General features: G+C 72.7%; 12 protein-coding genes. 2 read left to right on the top strand and 10 right to left on the bottom strand.

Annotation, left to right across the window (positions count from 1 at the left end):
- Positions 1 to 12 precede the first annotated feature (12 nt).
- The gene (locus ACFV9M_RS11575; protein WP_385062652.1) at positions 13 to 2016 is read left to right on the top strand and encodes an alpha-glucuronidase; all 2004 of its coding nucleotides are present in this window, start codon (positions 13 to 15) and stop codon (positions 2014 to 2016) included.
- On the opposite strand, the gene ACFV9M_RS11570 is transcribed toward ACFV9M_RS11575, so the two are convergent.
- The 6 genes from ACFV9M_RS11570 to ACFV9M_RS11545 form a co-directional block, all read right to left on the bottom strand.
- Complete coding sequence (locus ACFV9M_RS11570) at positions 2010 to 4055, bottom strand: beta-galactosidase (RefSeq protein ID WP_385062654.1); 2046 nt, start codon at positions 4053 to 4055, stop codon at positions 2010 to 2012. The two genes, ACFV9M_RS11575 and ACFV9M_RS11570, sit on opposite strands and share 7 nt — an antisense overlap.
- A complete protein-coding gene (locus ACFV9M_RS11565) occupies positions 4052 to 4735 on the bottom strand; it encodes a hypothetical protein (RefSeq protein ID WP_385062655.1) in 684 nt (227 codons plus the stop codon). The genes ACFV9M_RS11570 and ACFV9M_RS11565 overlap by 4 nt, the downstream gene beginning before the upstream one ends.
- Entirely contained in the window at positions 4732 to 6243 is a 1512-nt protein-coding gene (locus ACFV9M_RS11560) for a xylan 1,4-beta-xylosidase (protein WP_385062657.1), read from the bottom strand. Before ACFV9M_RS11560 ends, ACFV9M_RS11565 begins: the two co-directional genes overlap by 4 nt.
- Positions 6240 to 7877, bottom strand: a complete 1638-nt coding sequence (locus ACFV9M_RS11555; protein WP_385062892.1) for an extracellular solute-binding protein — start codon at positions 7875 to 7877, stop codon at positions 6240 to 6242. Before ACFV9M_RS11555 ends, ACFV9M_RS11560 begins: the two co-directional genes overlap by 4 nt.
- A 101-nt stretch (positions 7878 to 7978) precedes the next feature.
- A complete protein-coding gene (locus ACFV9M_RS11550) occupies positions 7979 to 8860 on the bottom strand; it encodes a carbohydrate ABC transporter permease (RefSeq protein WP_385062659.1) in 882 nt (293 codons plus the stop codon).
- Positions 8854 to 9843, bottom strand: coding sequence for an ABC transporter permease (locus ACFV9M_RS11545; RefSeq protein ID WP_385062661.1), 990 nt, complete (start codon positions 9841 to 9843; stop codon positions 8854 to 8856). The genes ACFV9M_RS11550 and ACFV9M_RS11545 overlap by 7 nt, the downstream gene beginning before the upstream one ends.
- Before the next feature lie 228 nt (positions 9844 to 10071).
- On the opposite strand from ACFV9M_RS11545, the gene ACFV9M_RS11540 reads away from it, so the two are divergent.
- Positions 10072 to 11100 (top strand): acetylxylan esterase, encoded by a 1029-nt coding sequence (locus tag ACFV9M_RS11540; protein WP_385062663.1) that lies wholly within the window; start codon positions 10072 to 10074, stop codon positions 11098 to 11100.
- 147 nt (positions 11101 to 11247) lie between these two features.
- Here ACFV9M_RS11540 and ACFV9M_RS11535 read toward each other — a convergent pair whose 3' ends face one another.
- The 4 genes from ACFV9M_RS11535 to ACFV9M_RS11520 form a co-directional block, all read right to left on the bottom strand.
- Positions 11248 to 12318, bottom strand: a complete 1071-nt coding sequence (locus ACFV9M_RS11535; protein ID WP_385062665.1) for a lytic polysaccharide monooxygenase — start codon at positions 12316 to 12318, stop codon at positions 11248 to 11250.
- A gap of 240 nt (positions 12319 to 12558) precedes the next feature.
- Positions 12559 to 12771 carry a DUF4287 domain-containing protein gene (locus ACFV9M_RS11530; protein ID WP_385062667.1) on the bottom strand — a complete coding sequence of 71 codons (213 nt, stop codon included), beginning with the start codon at positions 12769 to 12771 and terminating at the stop codon, positions 12559 to 12561.
- A gap of 404 nt (positions 12772 to 13175) precedes the next feature.
- The gene (locus tag ACFV9M_RS11525) at positions 13176 to 14693 is read right to left on the bottom strand and encodes a sensor histidine kinase (protein WP_385062668.1); all 1518 of its coding nucleotides are present in this window, start codon (positions 14691 to 14693) and stop codon (positions 13176 to 13178) included.
- The gene (locus tag ACFV9M_RS11520) at positions 14690 to 15415 is read right to left on the bottom strand and encodes a response regulator transcription factor (protein WP_385062670.1); all 726 of its coding nucleotides are present in this window, start codon (positions 15413 to 15415) and stop codon (positions 14690 to 14692) included. Before ACFV9M_RS11520 ends, ACFV9M_RS11525 begins: the two co-directional genes overlap by 4 nt.
- Positions 15416 to 15424: the final 9 nt, after the last annotated feature.

Below are 15424 nucleotides of genomic sequence, written 5' to 3'. Positions count from 1 at the left end.
ACCGGAGGGTTCATGCCGCTTCCCGTGCCCGTGCCCGTCCTGTCCGAGGGAATCGATCCCGCCTGGCTGCCCCCGGAGGCCTTCCGGCCGCTGGGCGTCCGGCGGACGCTGGTCCGCGGCTCGGGGCCGCTCGTGGAGACGGTGCACGGGGAAGTGGCGGACGCCTGCCGCCGGTTCGGCGGAGAGGCCGTCCGGGACGGCGACGGCACGGCCGCCCCCTACGACCTCGTGCTGTGCCGGACCGCCGGCCCCGAGGACCTGGGCGACGAGGGGTTCGCCTGCGAACGGGCCGACGGCACCACCACGGTCACCGCCTCCGGCCCGCGGGGGCTGCTGTACGGCCTGTTCCACGTGGTGCGGCTCGGCGAGGACGCCTTCCGGGGTGAACGGCCGCGCGAGGTCCACCGGCCGGCGGTGGCGCTGCGGATGCTGGACCACTGGGACAACGTGGCCGTGCACCCGGTCATGGGCCAGGTGGAGCGCGGCTACGCGGGCGGTTCGCTGTTCTGGCGGGACGGGAGGGCGCGGGGGGAGCCGGAGCGCGTCCGGGCGTACGGGCGGCTGCTCGCGGCCTGCGGCGTCAACGCCGTCTCCGTCAACAACGTCAACGTGCACGCGGCCGAGGCGCGGCTGCTGACCGACCGGATCGGTGAGGTCGCCGACATCGCGGGGGCGTTGCGCCCGTACGGCGTCCGCACGCATCTGTCGGTCACCTTCGCGGCTCCGGTGGTGATCGGCGGGCTGCCCACGGCGGACCCGCTGGACGCGTCCGTGCGGGCCTGGTGGGCCGACGCGGCCGCGCGGGTGTACGCGGCGATCCCGGACTTCGGCGGGTTCGTGGTGAAGGCCGACTCGGAGGGCCAGCCGGGACCGTTCGCCTACGGGCGTTCGCACGCGGACGGCGCCGATGTGCTGGCCGCCGCGCTCGCCCCGCACGGCGGCACCGTCCACTGGCGGGCGTTCGTCTACGACCACCGGCAGGACTGGCGGGACCGCACGACGGACCGGGCGCGCGCCGCGTACGACCATTTCACGCCGCTGGACGGGGAGTTCGCGGCGAACGCCGTGCTCCAGGTGAAGCACGGGCCGATGGACTTCCAGGTGCGCGAGCCGGTCTCCCCGGTGCTCGGGGCGATGCCGCGCACCCGGCTCGCGGTGGAGGTGCAGGCCACGCAGGAGTACACCGGGCAGCAGCGGCACGTGTGCTGGCTGGGCCCGATGTGGAGCGAGGCACTGCGGTTCCGGCCGGACGGTGACGCCGGGCCGAGCGTCGGGGAGGTGGCGCGGGGCGGACTCGTCGCCGTGTCGAACGTGGGCGACGACCCGTTCTGGACCGGCCATCCGCTCGCCCAGGCGAACCTGTACACCTTCGGGCGCCTCGCCTGGCGGCCGGACGACGACCCCCGCCGGATCCTCGGCGAGTGGATCGGCCTCACCTTCCCGTCCGCCCCCGAGCGCCTGGCCGGCGGCCTGCGCGCGGCGCTGCACGGCTCGTGGCGGACGTACGAGAAGTACACCGCGCCGCTCGGCGTGGGGTTCATGGTCCAGCCCGGACACCACTACGGGCCGAGCGTGGACGGCTACGAGTACAGCCCCTGGGGCACCTACCACTTCGCCGACCGCGACGGTGTCGGTGTCGACCGCAGCGCCGCCACCGGCACCGGGTACGCCGCCCAGTACGGCAAGCCGTGGTCCGAGGTCTACGAGTCGCCCGGCTCCTGCCCCGACGAGCTGCTGCTGTTCTTCCACCACGTCCCCTACGGGCACGTCCTGCACAGCGGCAAGACGGTGATCCAGCACATCTACGACAGCCACTTCGAGGGCGTCGAGGAGACGGAGGAGGCCCTCCGGGTGTGGGAGGGCCTCGCGGACCTGGTGGCACCGGCCCGGCACGCGCGCGTGGCGGAGCGGTACGCGGAGCAGCTGCGGAGCGCCCGGGAGTGGCGGGACCAGGTGAACAGCTACTTCCTGCGCAAGTCGGGGGTGCCGGACGAGCGGGGGCGGACCGTCTACTGAAGCCGGAGGACGGCCACGCCGAGCGGGTCGAGGGTGAGGGGGGCGCCCCGCTCGATCCGCTTGCCCGTGAGCAGGTCGGTGGCGTCGGTGTGCGCGGTGAGGGGGGCCGGCTCCGGGGCGTGGTTGAGGAGGAAGAGCAGGCGCGTGCCGTCGGGGGTGACGCGGTGGGCGGTCTCGACGGCGGGCCGGTCCGCGTAGGGGCCGATCAGGTCGTGGCGGGCCAGCACGCGGCGGACGACGTCGTCGACGCCGGGCCGGTCCAGGGCGGTCGCCACGTACCAGGCCTCTCCCCTGCCGAAGCGGTGGCGGGTGACGGCCGGGGTGCCGGCGTAGAAGTCGGCGCCGTAGGTGGCGACCGGTTCCGCGCCGCGCGGCTGGACGATCTCGAAGACGAGGCGGGCCCCGTACCGCGACTGCCCCATCGTGACCGGCTGGACGACGTCCTCGGGGCGGGCGTCCCACTCGTCGACGCGGATGCCCAGGAGGCCGGCCAGGGGTCCCGGCACGTCGGTGAGGAAGGCCCGGTCGTACTCGTCGGAGCGGGCGGTGAGGAACGTCGCGAGGACGGTGCCGCCGCGCCGGGTCAGCTCCTCCAGGCGGTCGGCGAGATCGCCCCCGACCAGGTGGAGGACGGGGGCGAGGACCACGTCGTAGCCGGTCAGGTCGGCGGTGACGGGGACGACGTCCACGTCGGCGCCGGCCTCGCGGGCGGCCCGGTAGTAGGCGTGGACGACGTCCGGGTAGCGGACCAGCCGGGAGGGGCCGTCGGAGATCTCCAGCGCCCACCAGCTGTCCCAGTCGAACAGCAGGGCGGTCCGGGCGGGCGTACGGGCGCCCAGGGTGGCGTCACCGAGGGCGGTCAGCTCCTCGCCCAGGGCGGCGGCCTCCCGGAAGACGCGGGTGTCGTCGCGGCCCGCGTGCCCGATCACCGCGCCGTGGTACTTCTCGCAGGCACCGCGCGAGGCCCGCATCTGGAAGTAGAGGGCGGCGTCGGCTCCGTGGGCGATCGCCTGCCAGGTGGCCAGGCGCAGCTCGCCGGGGCGGCGCAGCGGGTTCACGTCGCGGCAGGCGGTGGTGGACGGGGTCTGCTCCATCAGCCAGAAGGGGGCACCGTCCTTCAGGCCGCGCATCAGGTCGTGGGCGAGGGCCGGCCGGGAGGGCGGGGCGTCCAGGGGCGGGTAGTTGTCCCAGGAGGCGAAGTCGAGGTGGGGGGCCCAGCGGTGGTAGTCGAGCGGCCGGTAGGCGCCCATGAGGTTGGTGGTGACGGGGGTGGCGGGGTCGTGGGCGCGGATCACCTCCTTCTCGGCGGTGAAGCAGCCGAGCAGGGCGTCGGTCATGAAGCGCTGGTAGTCGAGCGTGATGCCCTGGAAGGCGGTGTGGTCGGGGCCGCGCCAGTGCTCGGTGAGGGCGCTCGGCGGCTCGATCTGGTCCCAGTCCGTGTAGCGGTGCGACCAGAAGGTGGTCCACCAGGCGTCGTTGAGGGCGTCGAGCGTGCCGTGCCGCTCGCGCAGCCAGTGGCGGAAGGCCTCGGCGCACAGGTCGCAGTAGCAGGCGCCGCCGTACTCGTTGTTGATGTGCCAGGCGAGCAGCGCGGGGTGGCCTGCGTACCGTTCGGCGAGCCGGCCGGCGAGCGCGGTCGACAGGCGGCGGTACGCCGGTGAGGCGGGGCAGAAGTTGTGGCGCTGGCCGTAGCGGTGCCGGCGGCCCTCGAAGTCGGTGCGGTCGACCTCCGGGTACGTCTTCGCGAGCCAGGGCGGGACGGCGGCGGTGCCGGTGGCGAGGACGGCGCGGCGGCCCTCGGCCGCGGCGCGGTCGAGGATCCGGTCCAGGACGGCGAAGTCGTACGTGTCCTCGGCGGGCTGGGTGAGCGACCAGGAGAAGACGCCGACGGTGAGCGTGTCGACGCCGGCCCGCGTGAACAGGCGGTGGTCGTCGTCCCACACCTCCTCCGGCCACTGTTCGGGGTTGTAGTCACCGCCGTAGGCGATCTTGGCGGTGCGGGGGAGGTTGCCGGGGTTTCCGGTGGCGGGGGCGGTCATGCGGTGAAGTCCTCCTGGGTCTGGGCGATCACCGGGCGGCTCGAGCGGAGCAGGGAGAGCAGCAGCGGGGCGGCGAGGAGGGCGGGCAGTGCCTCGGTCAGCAGGGCGGTCAGCGCGCCGGCCAGGACGAGCAGGGAGGCGGCGGCAAGGGTGGCCCGGCCGTGCCGGAGCAGGAAGTACGCGGCGAGGCGGGCGGTGTCGCGGGCGCGGAAGGCGAAGAGGGAGGTGAGCAGGAGGGCGTGGGCGCCCCACAGGAGGGAGCCGGCGCCGACCGCGCCGAGGAGCGCGGCCCACCAGGTGGGCAGGCCGGTGGCGGCGAAGTGGGTGAGGGTGAAGGCGATCACGGTCAGCCAGGCCAGCAGCGGCGTCCACAGCTTCAGCGCGGGGAGGGCGTTGAGGCGCAGGCCGCGCCGGTAGACGCGGGCCGGGTGCAGGTCGGTGAGGTCGCGCCCGCGGTGGTGCAGGGCGTACACGGCGGCCGAGACGGCCGGGCCGAGCGGCAGCAGGCAGGCGGCGGCGAGGGGCAGGTTGGCGGGGTCGGGGCCGAGCAGGAGCAGGACGGCGAGACCGGGGGCGGCGGTGGCCAGGAGCAGGGCCTCGACGGTGAGGAGGGTGTGCAGGAGGGCGGCGGCGCGGGAGAGGGGTCCGGTGCCGGGGTGCGCGATGCGTACGGTGCTCATGACACCTCCCGGCCGAGCAGCCGGCGCTCGTCCCACCAGGGCGGGGTCTCGTCGGTGAGCGGGGTCAGCTCGACGAGGGTGATCTCGTGGCGGGCGAGGGTGAGGCGCAGGTCCGCGCGGCCCTGGTGCAGGGGGAGGCGGTGGTGGCTGCGGGCGGGCTCGGCGGCCTCGTGCAGGACGTCCAGCTGCCCGGGGCCCGGCGAGCGCGGGCTGCCCATGTGCCGCCAGGCGGTGTGGGCGTTGCCGTGCTCCTCGTCCACGGTGGACCGGCGGACGAAGGCCTCGCCGCGGGCCGCGAGGGGGACGGACAGGCGCAGGTCGTGGCGGTCGGGGCCGGGGGTGGCGCCGGTCGGGTCGACGGGCGCCCAGGCCAGGACGGCGACCCGGCCGTCGGGGTGGCGCGTGACGAGGTGGTCGTCGCCGCGGGCGAGCAGTTCGGGGCCGGTCCGGGCCATGAACGCGTACAGGTGGTACGTCGGTTTGCGCACCTGGCGGTGGGTGAGCAGACCGAAGCCGCCGTGGAAGAGGGCGGTGGGGACGCCGGTCTCCTCGAACATGTCGCTGAAGGTCCAGTAGGAGAACGAGTCGGCGTGGTCGCCGCCCGCGGCGACGACCGGGGCCAGGTAGGCGGCGTGGAACGCGGTGTCGTGGACCGGGTTGTCGGGGCGGTAGGAGGAGTTGAACTCGGTGATGTGCACGGGCAGTCCGGCGTACCGCGAGCCCCGGAGCAGGCGCCGCGGGGTGGCGAACTGCTCCAGCAGGCCGCTCGCCGGGCCGAGCGTCTGGTGGACGCCGAAGGGCACGTGCTGGGCGGGCCCGGAGGTGTAGGCGTGCCGGGAGACGAAGTCGAGGGGGACCGCGCGGTCCTCGGCGAACCCGGCGAACCGGACCAGCCAGTCGTCGGCGCCCGGGGAGATCGCGGGCCCCCCGACCTGGAGGCCCGCGTCCACCTCCTTCACGGTGTGCGCGGTCACCTCGTACAGCCGCTGGTACGCCTTCTCGTCCGCGTCCTGCCAGAAGTCGGGCAGGTCGGGCTCGTTCCACACCTCGATCGGCCAGGTGCGGACCTCGGCGAGGCCGTAGCGGTCGACGAGGTGGGTGAGGGTGGCGCGGACGAGATCGGCCCACTCGCGGTGGGAGCGGGGCGGGGTGACGTTGCCGGCCCACCAGAACACCGTCCGCGCTCCGGAGGCCAGCTCCTTCGGCATGAAGCCGAGTTCGAGGAAGGGGCGGATACCGAGGGAGAGGTAGGTGTCGACGACCTGGTCGACGTAGGTGAAGCAGTGGTGGACCCGGCGGGCGCCCTGGTGCTCGTAGGGGCGGTACACGCCCATGCCGTCGCTGAACAGGCCGTGGCCCCGGATGTGCCGGAAGCCGATCTCGCGCTGGAGGAGGGCGAGGGAGTCCTGGTGGTCGCGGCGCAGGGCGAGTTCGGTCCGGCCGGTGCCGACGCAGTGCCGCCAGGCGTCGGAGAGCCGGCCGGTGGCCTCCGCGGGGACGCGGATCACCCGTTCTCCTCCTCGAAGCGTTCGCGCGCCTTGTTGTGCAGGGTGACGAGCTGGTCCATGTTCTTCGCCTTCAGCTCACCGACGTACGCGTCCCACTCGGACAGGGGGCGCTTGCCGAGGGCGAACTTGAGCGCGTTCTGGGTGACGTGGTCCCGCAGCGGGGTGTCCCACAGGGTGGCCTGCTCCTGCTCCACCGACCGGAGCGGGTGGGCCGGGCCGATGGGCAATTGCCGCCGCTCGGCCATGGCGTCCTGGAACGTCTTCTCGTCGGCGCTGAAGGAGGAGGAGACCAGGGCCCAGCTGCCGCCGTAGGTGAAGACGCCGTTGAAGAAGCCGTAGTCCTTCTGGAGGTCCTTCGGGGCGTCGGGGGCGGAGCCCATGAGGCTGATGCCGTCCTCGAGCGTGTACCGGTCGCCGGAGCGGGTGTAGGTGACGCCCTCGACGCCCCACTTGGCGAACCTCTGGCCCTCGTCGGAGTACCACAGCCAGTCCACGAACTGCATCATCGCGACGAAGCTGTCGCTGTCGAGCGCCTCGCGGGAGACCATCACGCCGTTCTCCAGCCGGGCGCCGCCGATCACCACCGGGCCGGCCGGGCCGAGCGGTACCGGGATCATCTCGATCGTCGCGCCCGGGACCTGTTCTTCGAGGTTGTAGCGGTAGTTCTGCACCAGCTCCTGGGGGTTGGCGCTGATCGCGAAGGCCTTCTCGGACAGCAGTTTCTTCACCGCGTCGTCGTCGGTCTGGGTGAAGCTCTCGGGGTCCACGAGCTTCTCGGCGACCAGCTTCCCCAGGTAGGCGAGCATCTCGCGCCAGCCGTCCGTCGCGCCGGTGAAGACGAACTCCCCCGCCGCCTCGTCCCAGCTGATGTTGTCGTAGCTCCAGCCCGCCCGGACTCCGTACGCCTGCCCGAGGTAGCTGAAGAGGGCGGCGGCGGGGTAGGGCGTGTTGGTGCTCCAGCGGTCGGTGAAGGGGTAGCGGTCGGGGTACTCCGCCTTGATCGCCTTGAGGACGGTGTGCACCTCGTCCCAGGTGGTGGGCAGGGCCAGGCCGAGCCGGTCGAGGACGTCGGTGCGCAGGGACAGCGAGTAGCCGGACTTGACCTTCTCGTGCAGGCCGGGCAGGAGGTAGTACTTGCCGTCGGACTGGCGGATGGAGTCGAGCTCGGGCTCCAGACCCCACTTCCTCACCTTGTCGCGGAAGTGGGGCATCAGGTGCGTGTAGTCGCTGACCGGGAGGATCGCGCCGGACGCCACGAACGCGACCTCCGAGGGGTGGTACGTCTTCGGGATCAGGAAGGGGGCGTCGCCCGCGCCGATGAGCAGGCTGCGCTTCTTCTCGTAGTCGCTCAACGGCACCGACACCGGCTTGAACGTGACGCCGGTGCGCCGGGTGAGCTCCTTCCAGAACAGCCAGTCCTTCTTCATCGGGTAGCCCGGGTTGTCGTTGTGCAGGACCGAGAAGGACAGTGCCCCGGCCGCCTTGAACTGCTGGCCGGCCCGGTACTCCTTCATCGCGCCGTTCCGCTTCTTGGAGAGGTCCTTGGAGCCCCCTCCGTCGTCGCCGCTGCCGCAGCCGGTCAGGCCGGCGAGGCCGATGAAGCCGGCGGCGGCCAGGACCTGCCGCCGCGACAGCTGTCCGCGGTTCTTCCGCTCCGCCTTCTTCCGCTCCGCCTTCTTCTGTGCCGCGTTCTTCACGGATACTCCCTTGGGTCCGTACGTCGGGTGGGGAACCGTCAGCCCTTGACCGCGCCGAGCATCACGCCCGAGACGAACCAGCGCTGGACGAACGGGTACACGCAGAGGATGGGAAGCGAGGTCAGCACGATGGTGACCGCCTGGATGTTCGCCGCGACCTGGGTGCCCTGCTCGGTGGTGGCACCGGCGCTGGTGGCGCCGGTGGCGCCCGCGATGAGGTTGCGCAGATAGACCGTGACCGGCATCAGGTCGGTGCGGTCCATGTAGAGGAAGGCCGAGAACCAGGAGTTCCAGAAGGACACCGAGTAGAACAGCACCATCGTCGCGATGACCGCCTTGGACAGCGGCAGCACGATCCGGAGCAGGATGCCGTACGTACTCAGGCCGTCGATCTGTGCGGCCTCCTCCAGCTCGGCCGGCAGGCTCTCGAAGAACGCCTTCATCACCAGCAGGTTGAAGACGCTGATCGCGTTCGGCAGGGCGATCGCCCACACGGAGTTCTTCAGTCCGAGGCTGGTGATCAGCACGTAGTGCGGGATCAGACCGCCGGAGAAGAACATGGTGAACACGGCGACGCCGACGAGGACCCCGCGCCCCTTGAGGTTCTTCTTCGACAGGACGTAGGCGTAACAGGTCGTCAGGGTCATGGCGACGGCGGTGGACACGACCGTGTAGAGCACCGTGTTGCCGTAGTTGCGCCAGAACATCGCGTCCCTGAGGACGATGTCGTAGGTGGTGAGGTCGAACCCCTTGGGCCACAGCGTCACCTCGCCGGCCCGGATCTGCCGTTCGCCGCTGAAGGAGCGGGCGACGATGGTGGCGAAGGGGTAGAGGGTCACCAGCACGACGAGGCCGAGGATCACGCCGTTGACGCCCTGGAAGATCCGGTGGCCGCGGGACGGCCGGCCGGGGCTCACCACAGGCTCGTCCCCACCGTGCGGCGCGACAGCCGGTTCGCGGAGGTGATCAGCACCAGCCCGATGACCGCCTCGAACAGGCCGATGGCGGCGGCGTAGCTGAAGCTGTTGGACTCCACGCCGGTCCGGTAGAGGTAGGTGGAGACCACGTCGGCCGTCGGGTAGGTCAGCGGGTTGTAGAGCAGCAGGATCTTCTCGAAGCCGACGGCCATGAAGGTGCCGATGTTCAGGATCAGCAGCGTGATCATGGTGGGGCGGATGCCGGGCAGGGTGACGTGCCAGATCTGCTGCCAGCGGTTGGCGCCGTCGATGCGGGCGGCCTCGTAGAGGTCGTCGTCGATCGTGGTGAGCGCCGCGAGGTAGAGGATCGTGCCCCAGCCCGCGGTCTGCCAGATCTCGGAGCCGACGTAGACCGTGCGGAACCACTCGGGTTCCTGGACGAACCGGACCGGGTCGTAGCCGAACCAGCCGAGGACGTGGTTGACCGGCCCGTCGGTGGCGAGCATCTGCATCGTGATGCCCGCGACGATCACGATCGACAGGAAGTGCGGCAGGTACGACACCGACTGCACGAACCGCTTCAGCGCCGTGCGGCGCACCTCGTTGAGCAGCAGCGCCAGCACGATCGGGACCGGGAAGCAGAACACCAGGGTCAGCGCGCCCAGCCAGAGGGTGTTGCGGAAGACCTGCCAGAAGGTCGGGTCGGACAGGAACATCTCCACGTACCGCAGGCCCACCCACTGCTCGCCCAGGATCGAGCCGCCCGGCTCGAAGCGGCGGAAGGCGATCACGTTGCCGATCATCGGCAGGTAGCGGAAGACGAGGAAGAACAGCAGGGGCAGGACGGCCAGCGAGTACAGCTGCCAGTCGCGGCGCAGCGCCCCGCGCAGGCCGGTGCGCGCGGCGGGCCGTGCGGGGCGGGGGGTCCGGTCGGGGGGTGGGTCCTGGGTGCCGGGGGGTGGTGCCGGCGTGGTGGAGGTGCTCATGCTCGGGCCTCCCGTGGGGGGGGACGCGGAACCGAAACTTTCGAGCTCTTACCGGTAACTTCGCGGCAACTTAGGGGCACCCAGAAAGCGCTGTCAATGGGCGTGCGGGGATCATCCGCGACACGGACGCGGCGTTGGAACGCCCGGACAGCGGGGTAGAACCCGGGAGTCCACGCCGGCCGTCCCCGCAAGTTTTCCCCCTGTCACCGACTCCTGCGAGGTGTCGCCGTGCCCGCGTTCGACCTGCCGCCCAGGGAGCTGGAGCAGTACCGTCCGCCGCTCGCAGAGCCCGACGACTTCGACGCGTTCTGGCACGACACGCTCCAGGAGGCGTCCCGGCACGAGCCGTTGGTGTCCGTGGCGCCCGTGGAGACCGGCCTGCGGCTGACCCGCACCTGGGACGTGGCCTTCCGCGGCTTCGCCGGCGAGCCGGTGCGTGCCTGGTTCAGCCGGCCGGCCGACGCGGACGGCCCCCTGCCCGCCGTGGTGGAGTACGTCGGCTACGGCCGGGGCCGCGGCCTCCCCCACGAGCGGCTGACCTGGGTGAACGCCGGGTACGCGCATCTGCTGATGGACAACCGCGGCCAGGGCGACCAGTACGGCAACGGCGGCGCCACCCCGGATCCGCACGCCGTCGCGCCCGGAGGCCCCGGCCCGGCCGTCCGCGGCCTCCTCGCCCCGCACGACTACCACTACCGCCGTCTGATCACGGACGCGGTGCGGGCGGTGGCGGCGGTGCGGTCGCTGCCCGGCGTGGACGGGACGCGGATCGCCGCCGTCGGCAACAGCCAGGGCGGCGGTCTCGCCCTGGCCGTCGCGGGCCTGGTCCCCGGCCTGGCGGCCGCGCTGGTCACCGCCCCGTTGCTGTGCGGCATCCGCCGCGCCCTGGACCTCACCGACGCGGGTCCCTACGGCGAGATCGCCGCGTACCTGTCCGTCCACCGGGGCCGGGAACGGGCCGCGTACCGCACGCTCTCCTACGTCGAGGGCGTCTCCTTCGCCCGCCGCGCCCACGCCCCGGCCCACTTCGGCACCGGCCTGCGGGACACGGTGTGCCCGCCCAGCGGGACGTACGCGGCCTTCAACCGGTACGGGGAGACGGGCGGCGGCGCGGGCGACGGCGAGGGGGACGGCGTGCGCAAGGAGATGCACGCGTATCCGTACAACGGGCACGAGGGCGGCGAGGCCGAGCAGGTGCGGCGGCAACTGGGGTGGCTGGCGGGGGTGCTGGGGCGGGAGCCGGCGGGAGCCGCCTGATCCCTGCCGTGCGCCGTGACCGGACCCGGTGGGCACGCGGCTCGTGCGCCCACCGGGTCCGGGCCGGCGACGGTCGCCGGGTTCGTGCCAGGTGCAGCCACCCGATCCGGGCCGGCGGCGGCCGCCGGCCGGCCGTGCGGTCGCCGGTCAGCCGACCCGGCAGGGAAGGGTGGTGGCGCTGTCGCCGCCGGTGCCGGAGACGACGTACCCGAAGGTCGTGCTCTGGCCCGGACTGAGCGAGCCGTTCCAGTCGGCGTTGTGGACCATCACCGCCTGGCCGTCGTAGGTGGCGTTGCCGCTCCACAGGCTGGCGACCGTCTGGCCGGCCGGCAGGGTCCAGTCGACCATCCAGCCGAGCATCGGGACGTCGCCGGAGTTGGTGACGGTCACCTCGGACTGGTAGCCACCGGTCCAGGTGCCCGTCGTCCTGCGGGTCGCCGTACAGGTGCCGGGCACGGGCTCGGTCGGACCGCCCGGCTCGTGGATGCCCGTGACCTCGCCGTCGCCGCCGTCGAAGACGACGTCGGAGCAGGAGTAGAAGGTCTCCTGGCTGTCGGAGCGCTGCCAGACCATGTAGATGATGTGGCGGCCCGACTTGTTCGCCGGGAGCTGGCCGCTCCAGGAGTAGTTGGCCTCGACCGTGCCCGGGGTGCCGTTGAGCGACGGGTGGTCGACGGTGAGGAACGGCTGGTCCTCCATGTCGTCCCAGGTGAGGGTCTGGGTCGGGTCGAAGCCGTCCTTCGTGACGTAGACGTAGAACCAGCCCGGGTGCGCGGCCCAGGCGTTGTAGGAGAAGTCGACCGTCGCGCCCGAGGTGAGATGGGTGAGCGGCCAGTCGTCGCGGGGGGCGTCGAAGCCGGTGAAGTTGGTGTTGCCGCCGCTGCACAACTGCCCGTCGGGCACGAAACCGCGGGTGCGGCCGGCGCCGTCGGAGCGCAGCACCGAGAACCAGTTGTAGAACGGCGTGGTGCCGCTGACCTGCTGGGCGTTGGCGCAGGCCGGGTTGACCGGTTTGATCTCACCGGTGTCGGTCAGCCCGTCCTGCCAGCACAGGAAGGTGCGGCTGGCGGGCTTCATGGGGGTGCCGTGGGCCTCGGCCTCGCTGCCGGTGGTGACGACGATCAGGCCGAGGGCGGGGACGACGGCGAGGAGGGAGACGAGGACGAGGAAGAGGGCTCTGGTACGTGATCCCGAGCGGGTGATACATGGCGTGATCATGACATGATTCATGGCGGAGTCCGTCCTTCCGTGTACGGACCGGCGTGCGGGTACAGGGGGTACGGGCGGACGGGGCACCGGTGTGGCGCGGAGAGGGGGATGCCCCGGACCGACCGGGAGGGGATGGGTGAAGGGGGAGCACTTCCGGGCGGGTTCCGGTCCGCCGGATGGGAGCGCTCCCACTCCACCTGTGGCGGAAGGTAGCGCGGAAGGAAGGGCTTGTAAACAGGCCGGACGTCGCTACTTGCCGGCGTCCTCGGCGAGCGTGTGCGCCACGAGCGCGTTGGCGTGGCCGTGGCCCAGGCCGTGCTCGGCCTTGAGCCAGTTCACCAGCTCCATGTGCTTGGCCAGCGGTGAGGAGCGGATCAGGTCCTTCCACTCCGCCACGGGACGGCCGTACTTCTTCTCGATCGACGGGAAGTAGCCGGCGGGGCCCTTCACGGGTGCGGTCATGGCGATCGGGTCCTTTCCTCGGTGTGTCGACGGTGTCGACGGTGTGTCGACGGTGTCGACGGTGTGTCGACGGTGTCGACGGTGTGTCGACGGTGTCGACGGTGTGTCGACGGTGTCGTCCTTTACGACCGCCCCGGCGCGGGGAAGTGATCGCCCCGGCGAAGTGATCTACGCCACTCGCACCGGGCCGTCAGGTGTGTGCGCCCGTCCTCGCCCCGGCCATCCGGTGTGCGCGCCCCTCCTCGCACCGGGCCGTCAGGTGTGCGCGCCCGTCCTCGCCCCGGCCATCCGGTGTGCGCGCCCCTCCTCGCACCGGGCCGTCAGATGTGCGCGCCCCTCCTCGCACCGGCCGTCCGATGTGCGCACCCCTCCTCGCCCCGGCCATCCGATGTGCGCGCCCGTCCTCATGGGACCGATGCCTCCGCCCCCCACGTCAGGGTGTCCGCCTCCGTCTCCCCCACGGCCGGCAGTTCGACCACGAACTCCGTGCGCCCCGGCTCGCTGCGGACGTCGATCCGCCCGCCGTGCGCCGCGGTGATCGCGGCGGCGATGGCGAGGCCGAGGCCCGCGCCGGTGGCCGCGGTGGTGCGGGCGCGCGAGGTGTCGGCCCGGGTGAAGCGGTCGAAGACGCTCGGCAGGAGGTCCGGCGGGATGCCGGGGCCGTCGTCGCGGACGTGGACGGCGCACAGGCCGTCCAGCGCGGTCACCACCGTGGTCACCCTGGTGCCCGCCGGGGTGTGCGCCCGCGCGTTGGCCAGCAGGTTGGCCACCACCTGGTGGAGGCGGGCCCCGTCGCCGAGAACCAGGGGCGGGGGGTCCAGGCTCAGCTCCAGCCGCCAGTCGTGGTCGCCGCCCGCGGCGCGCGCGTCCCACACCGCCTCCGCGACCAGCGCGGCCAGGTCCACCTCGGCGGATTCCAGCGGCCGGCCCTCGTCCAGACGGGCCAGCAGCAGCAGATCCTCCACCAGGCCGGTCATCCGCGCGGACTCGGCGGTCACCCGGCGCCAGGCCACGCCCGGCTCGATGCGGTCCGTGCCGCGGTTCATGAGCTCCGCGTACCCGGCGATGGAGGCGAGCGGGGTGCGCAGTTCATGACTGGCGTCGGCGAGGAAGCGGCGCATGCGTTCCTCACTGCGGCGGACCCGTTCCTCGCTGCGCTGGCGGGCGGCGAGCGAGGACTCGACGTGGTCGATCATGCGGTTGAGGGCGGCGCCGACCTGCCCGGCCTCGCTGCCCGGGTCGGTGTCGCGCTCCGCCACCCGCGTCAGCGCGATCACCTCGCCGTGGCACAGGGGTGCGTGGGAGACCTCGACGGCGGTGGCCGCGACCCGGCCCAGCGGGCGCAGCTGCCGCCGGATCACCACGGCGCAGGCGCAGCCCGCGACCGCGAGGCCGGCCGTCGCGACCAGCGCCTCCACCACCACCAGACGGCCGATCACGTCCTGGACGTCGTCCATCGGCAGCCCGGCCAGCACGCGGACGCCGTCGCGGTCGAGCGCGGTGATGCGGTACGTGCCCAGGCCGGGGACGGTACGGGTGTGCAGCCGGCCGTCGGCCGCGATGCCGGAGACGGCCGCGACCTGGGCGGCCGTCAGGTTCCGTGGCGGGGCGTCCTGGCCGACCGTCGCCGCCGCGAGGACGGTGCCGTCCGCGTCGACGCGGGCGGCGAGCATGCCGGCGGGGTGGCCGCTCTCGTGGAGGAAGGTCAGGTCGCGGGTGAGGCCGGGATGGAGCGAGGCCCCGCCCAGACTGCGCTCGGCGGCGTTGGAGACCCGGTCGTCGAGGTTGCCCAGCAGGTAGGCGCGCTGGGCGAGGACGGTGGTGAGCGCCATCGCCGCGCAGACGGCGATCAGGGTGACGCCGATGAAGAGGAGGAGGCGGGTGCGGAGGGAGCCGGCGCCGAGCCTCGGCCGGCGGCTCATCTCCTGTCCTCCCCCGGCCGGATGGCATACCCCAGGCCGCGCACGGTGTGGATCATCGGCGCGCGGCCCCGGTCGATCTTGCGGCGCAGGCTGGAGATGTACACCTCGACCAGGTTGCCGCCGCCGTCGAAGGAGCTGGACCAGACGTGGTCGAGGATCTGCGCCTTGCTCAGGACCTGCCGCGGATGGTCCATCAGCAGGCCGAGCAGGTCGAACTCCTTGGCGGTGAGGGCGATCCGGTCGCCGTCGCGGTGCACCTCGCGCGACTCGACGGCGACGACGAGGTCGCCGAGGACCCGGACGGAGTCGTCGGTGCGGGTCCGTTCGGCGCCGGCGCGGCGCAGCAGCCCGCGCAGCCGCACCACGACCTCCTCCAGCGAGAAGGGCTTGGTGACGTAGTCGTCGGCGCCGTTCTCCAGCCCGTCGATGCGGTGCTCCAGGGTGTCCCGTGCGGTCAGCATGAGCACCGGCAGCCCGGGGTTCTCGTGGCGCAGGCGGCGCAGGACCTGGATGCCGTCCAGGTCGGGCAGCATCCCGTCGAGGACGACGGCGTGCGGGGCGCAGCCGCGGGCCAGCCGCAGCGCGCTCTGTCCGTCGGGGGCCGGGTAGGGGCGCCAGCCCGCCTCGGCCACGGCCACGGAGAGGACCTCGGTGAGCGCGGGCTCGTCGTCGACGATGAGCACGCGGACGCGGCCGGTTCGGGACCTGGAGGCGGCAGTCATGTCCCGATC

The organism is Streptomyces sp. NPDC059895, assembly GCF_042731035.1.
Lineage (GTDB): Bacteria > Actinomycetota > Actinomycetes > Streptomycetales > Streptomycetaceae > Streptomyces.
This window is presented reverse-complemented; position numbering and strand designations above follow the sequence as displayed.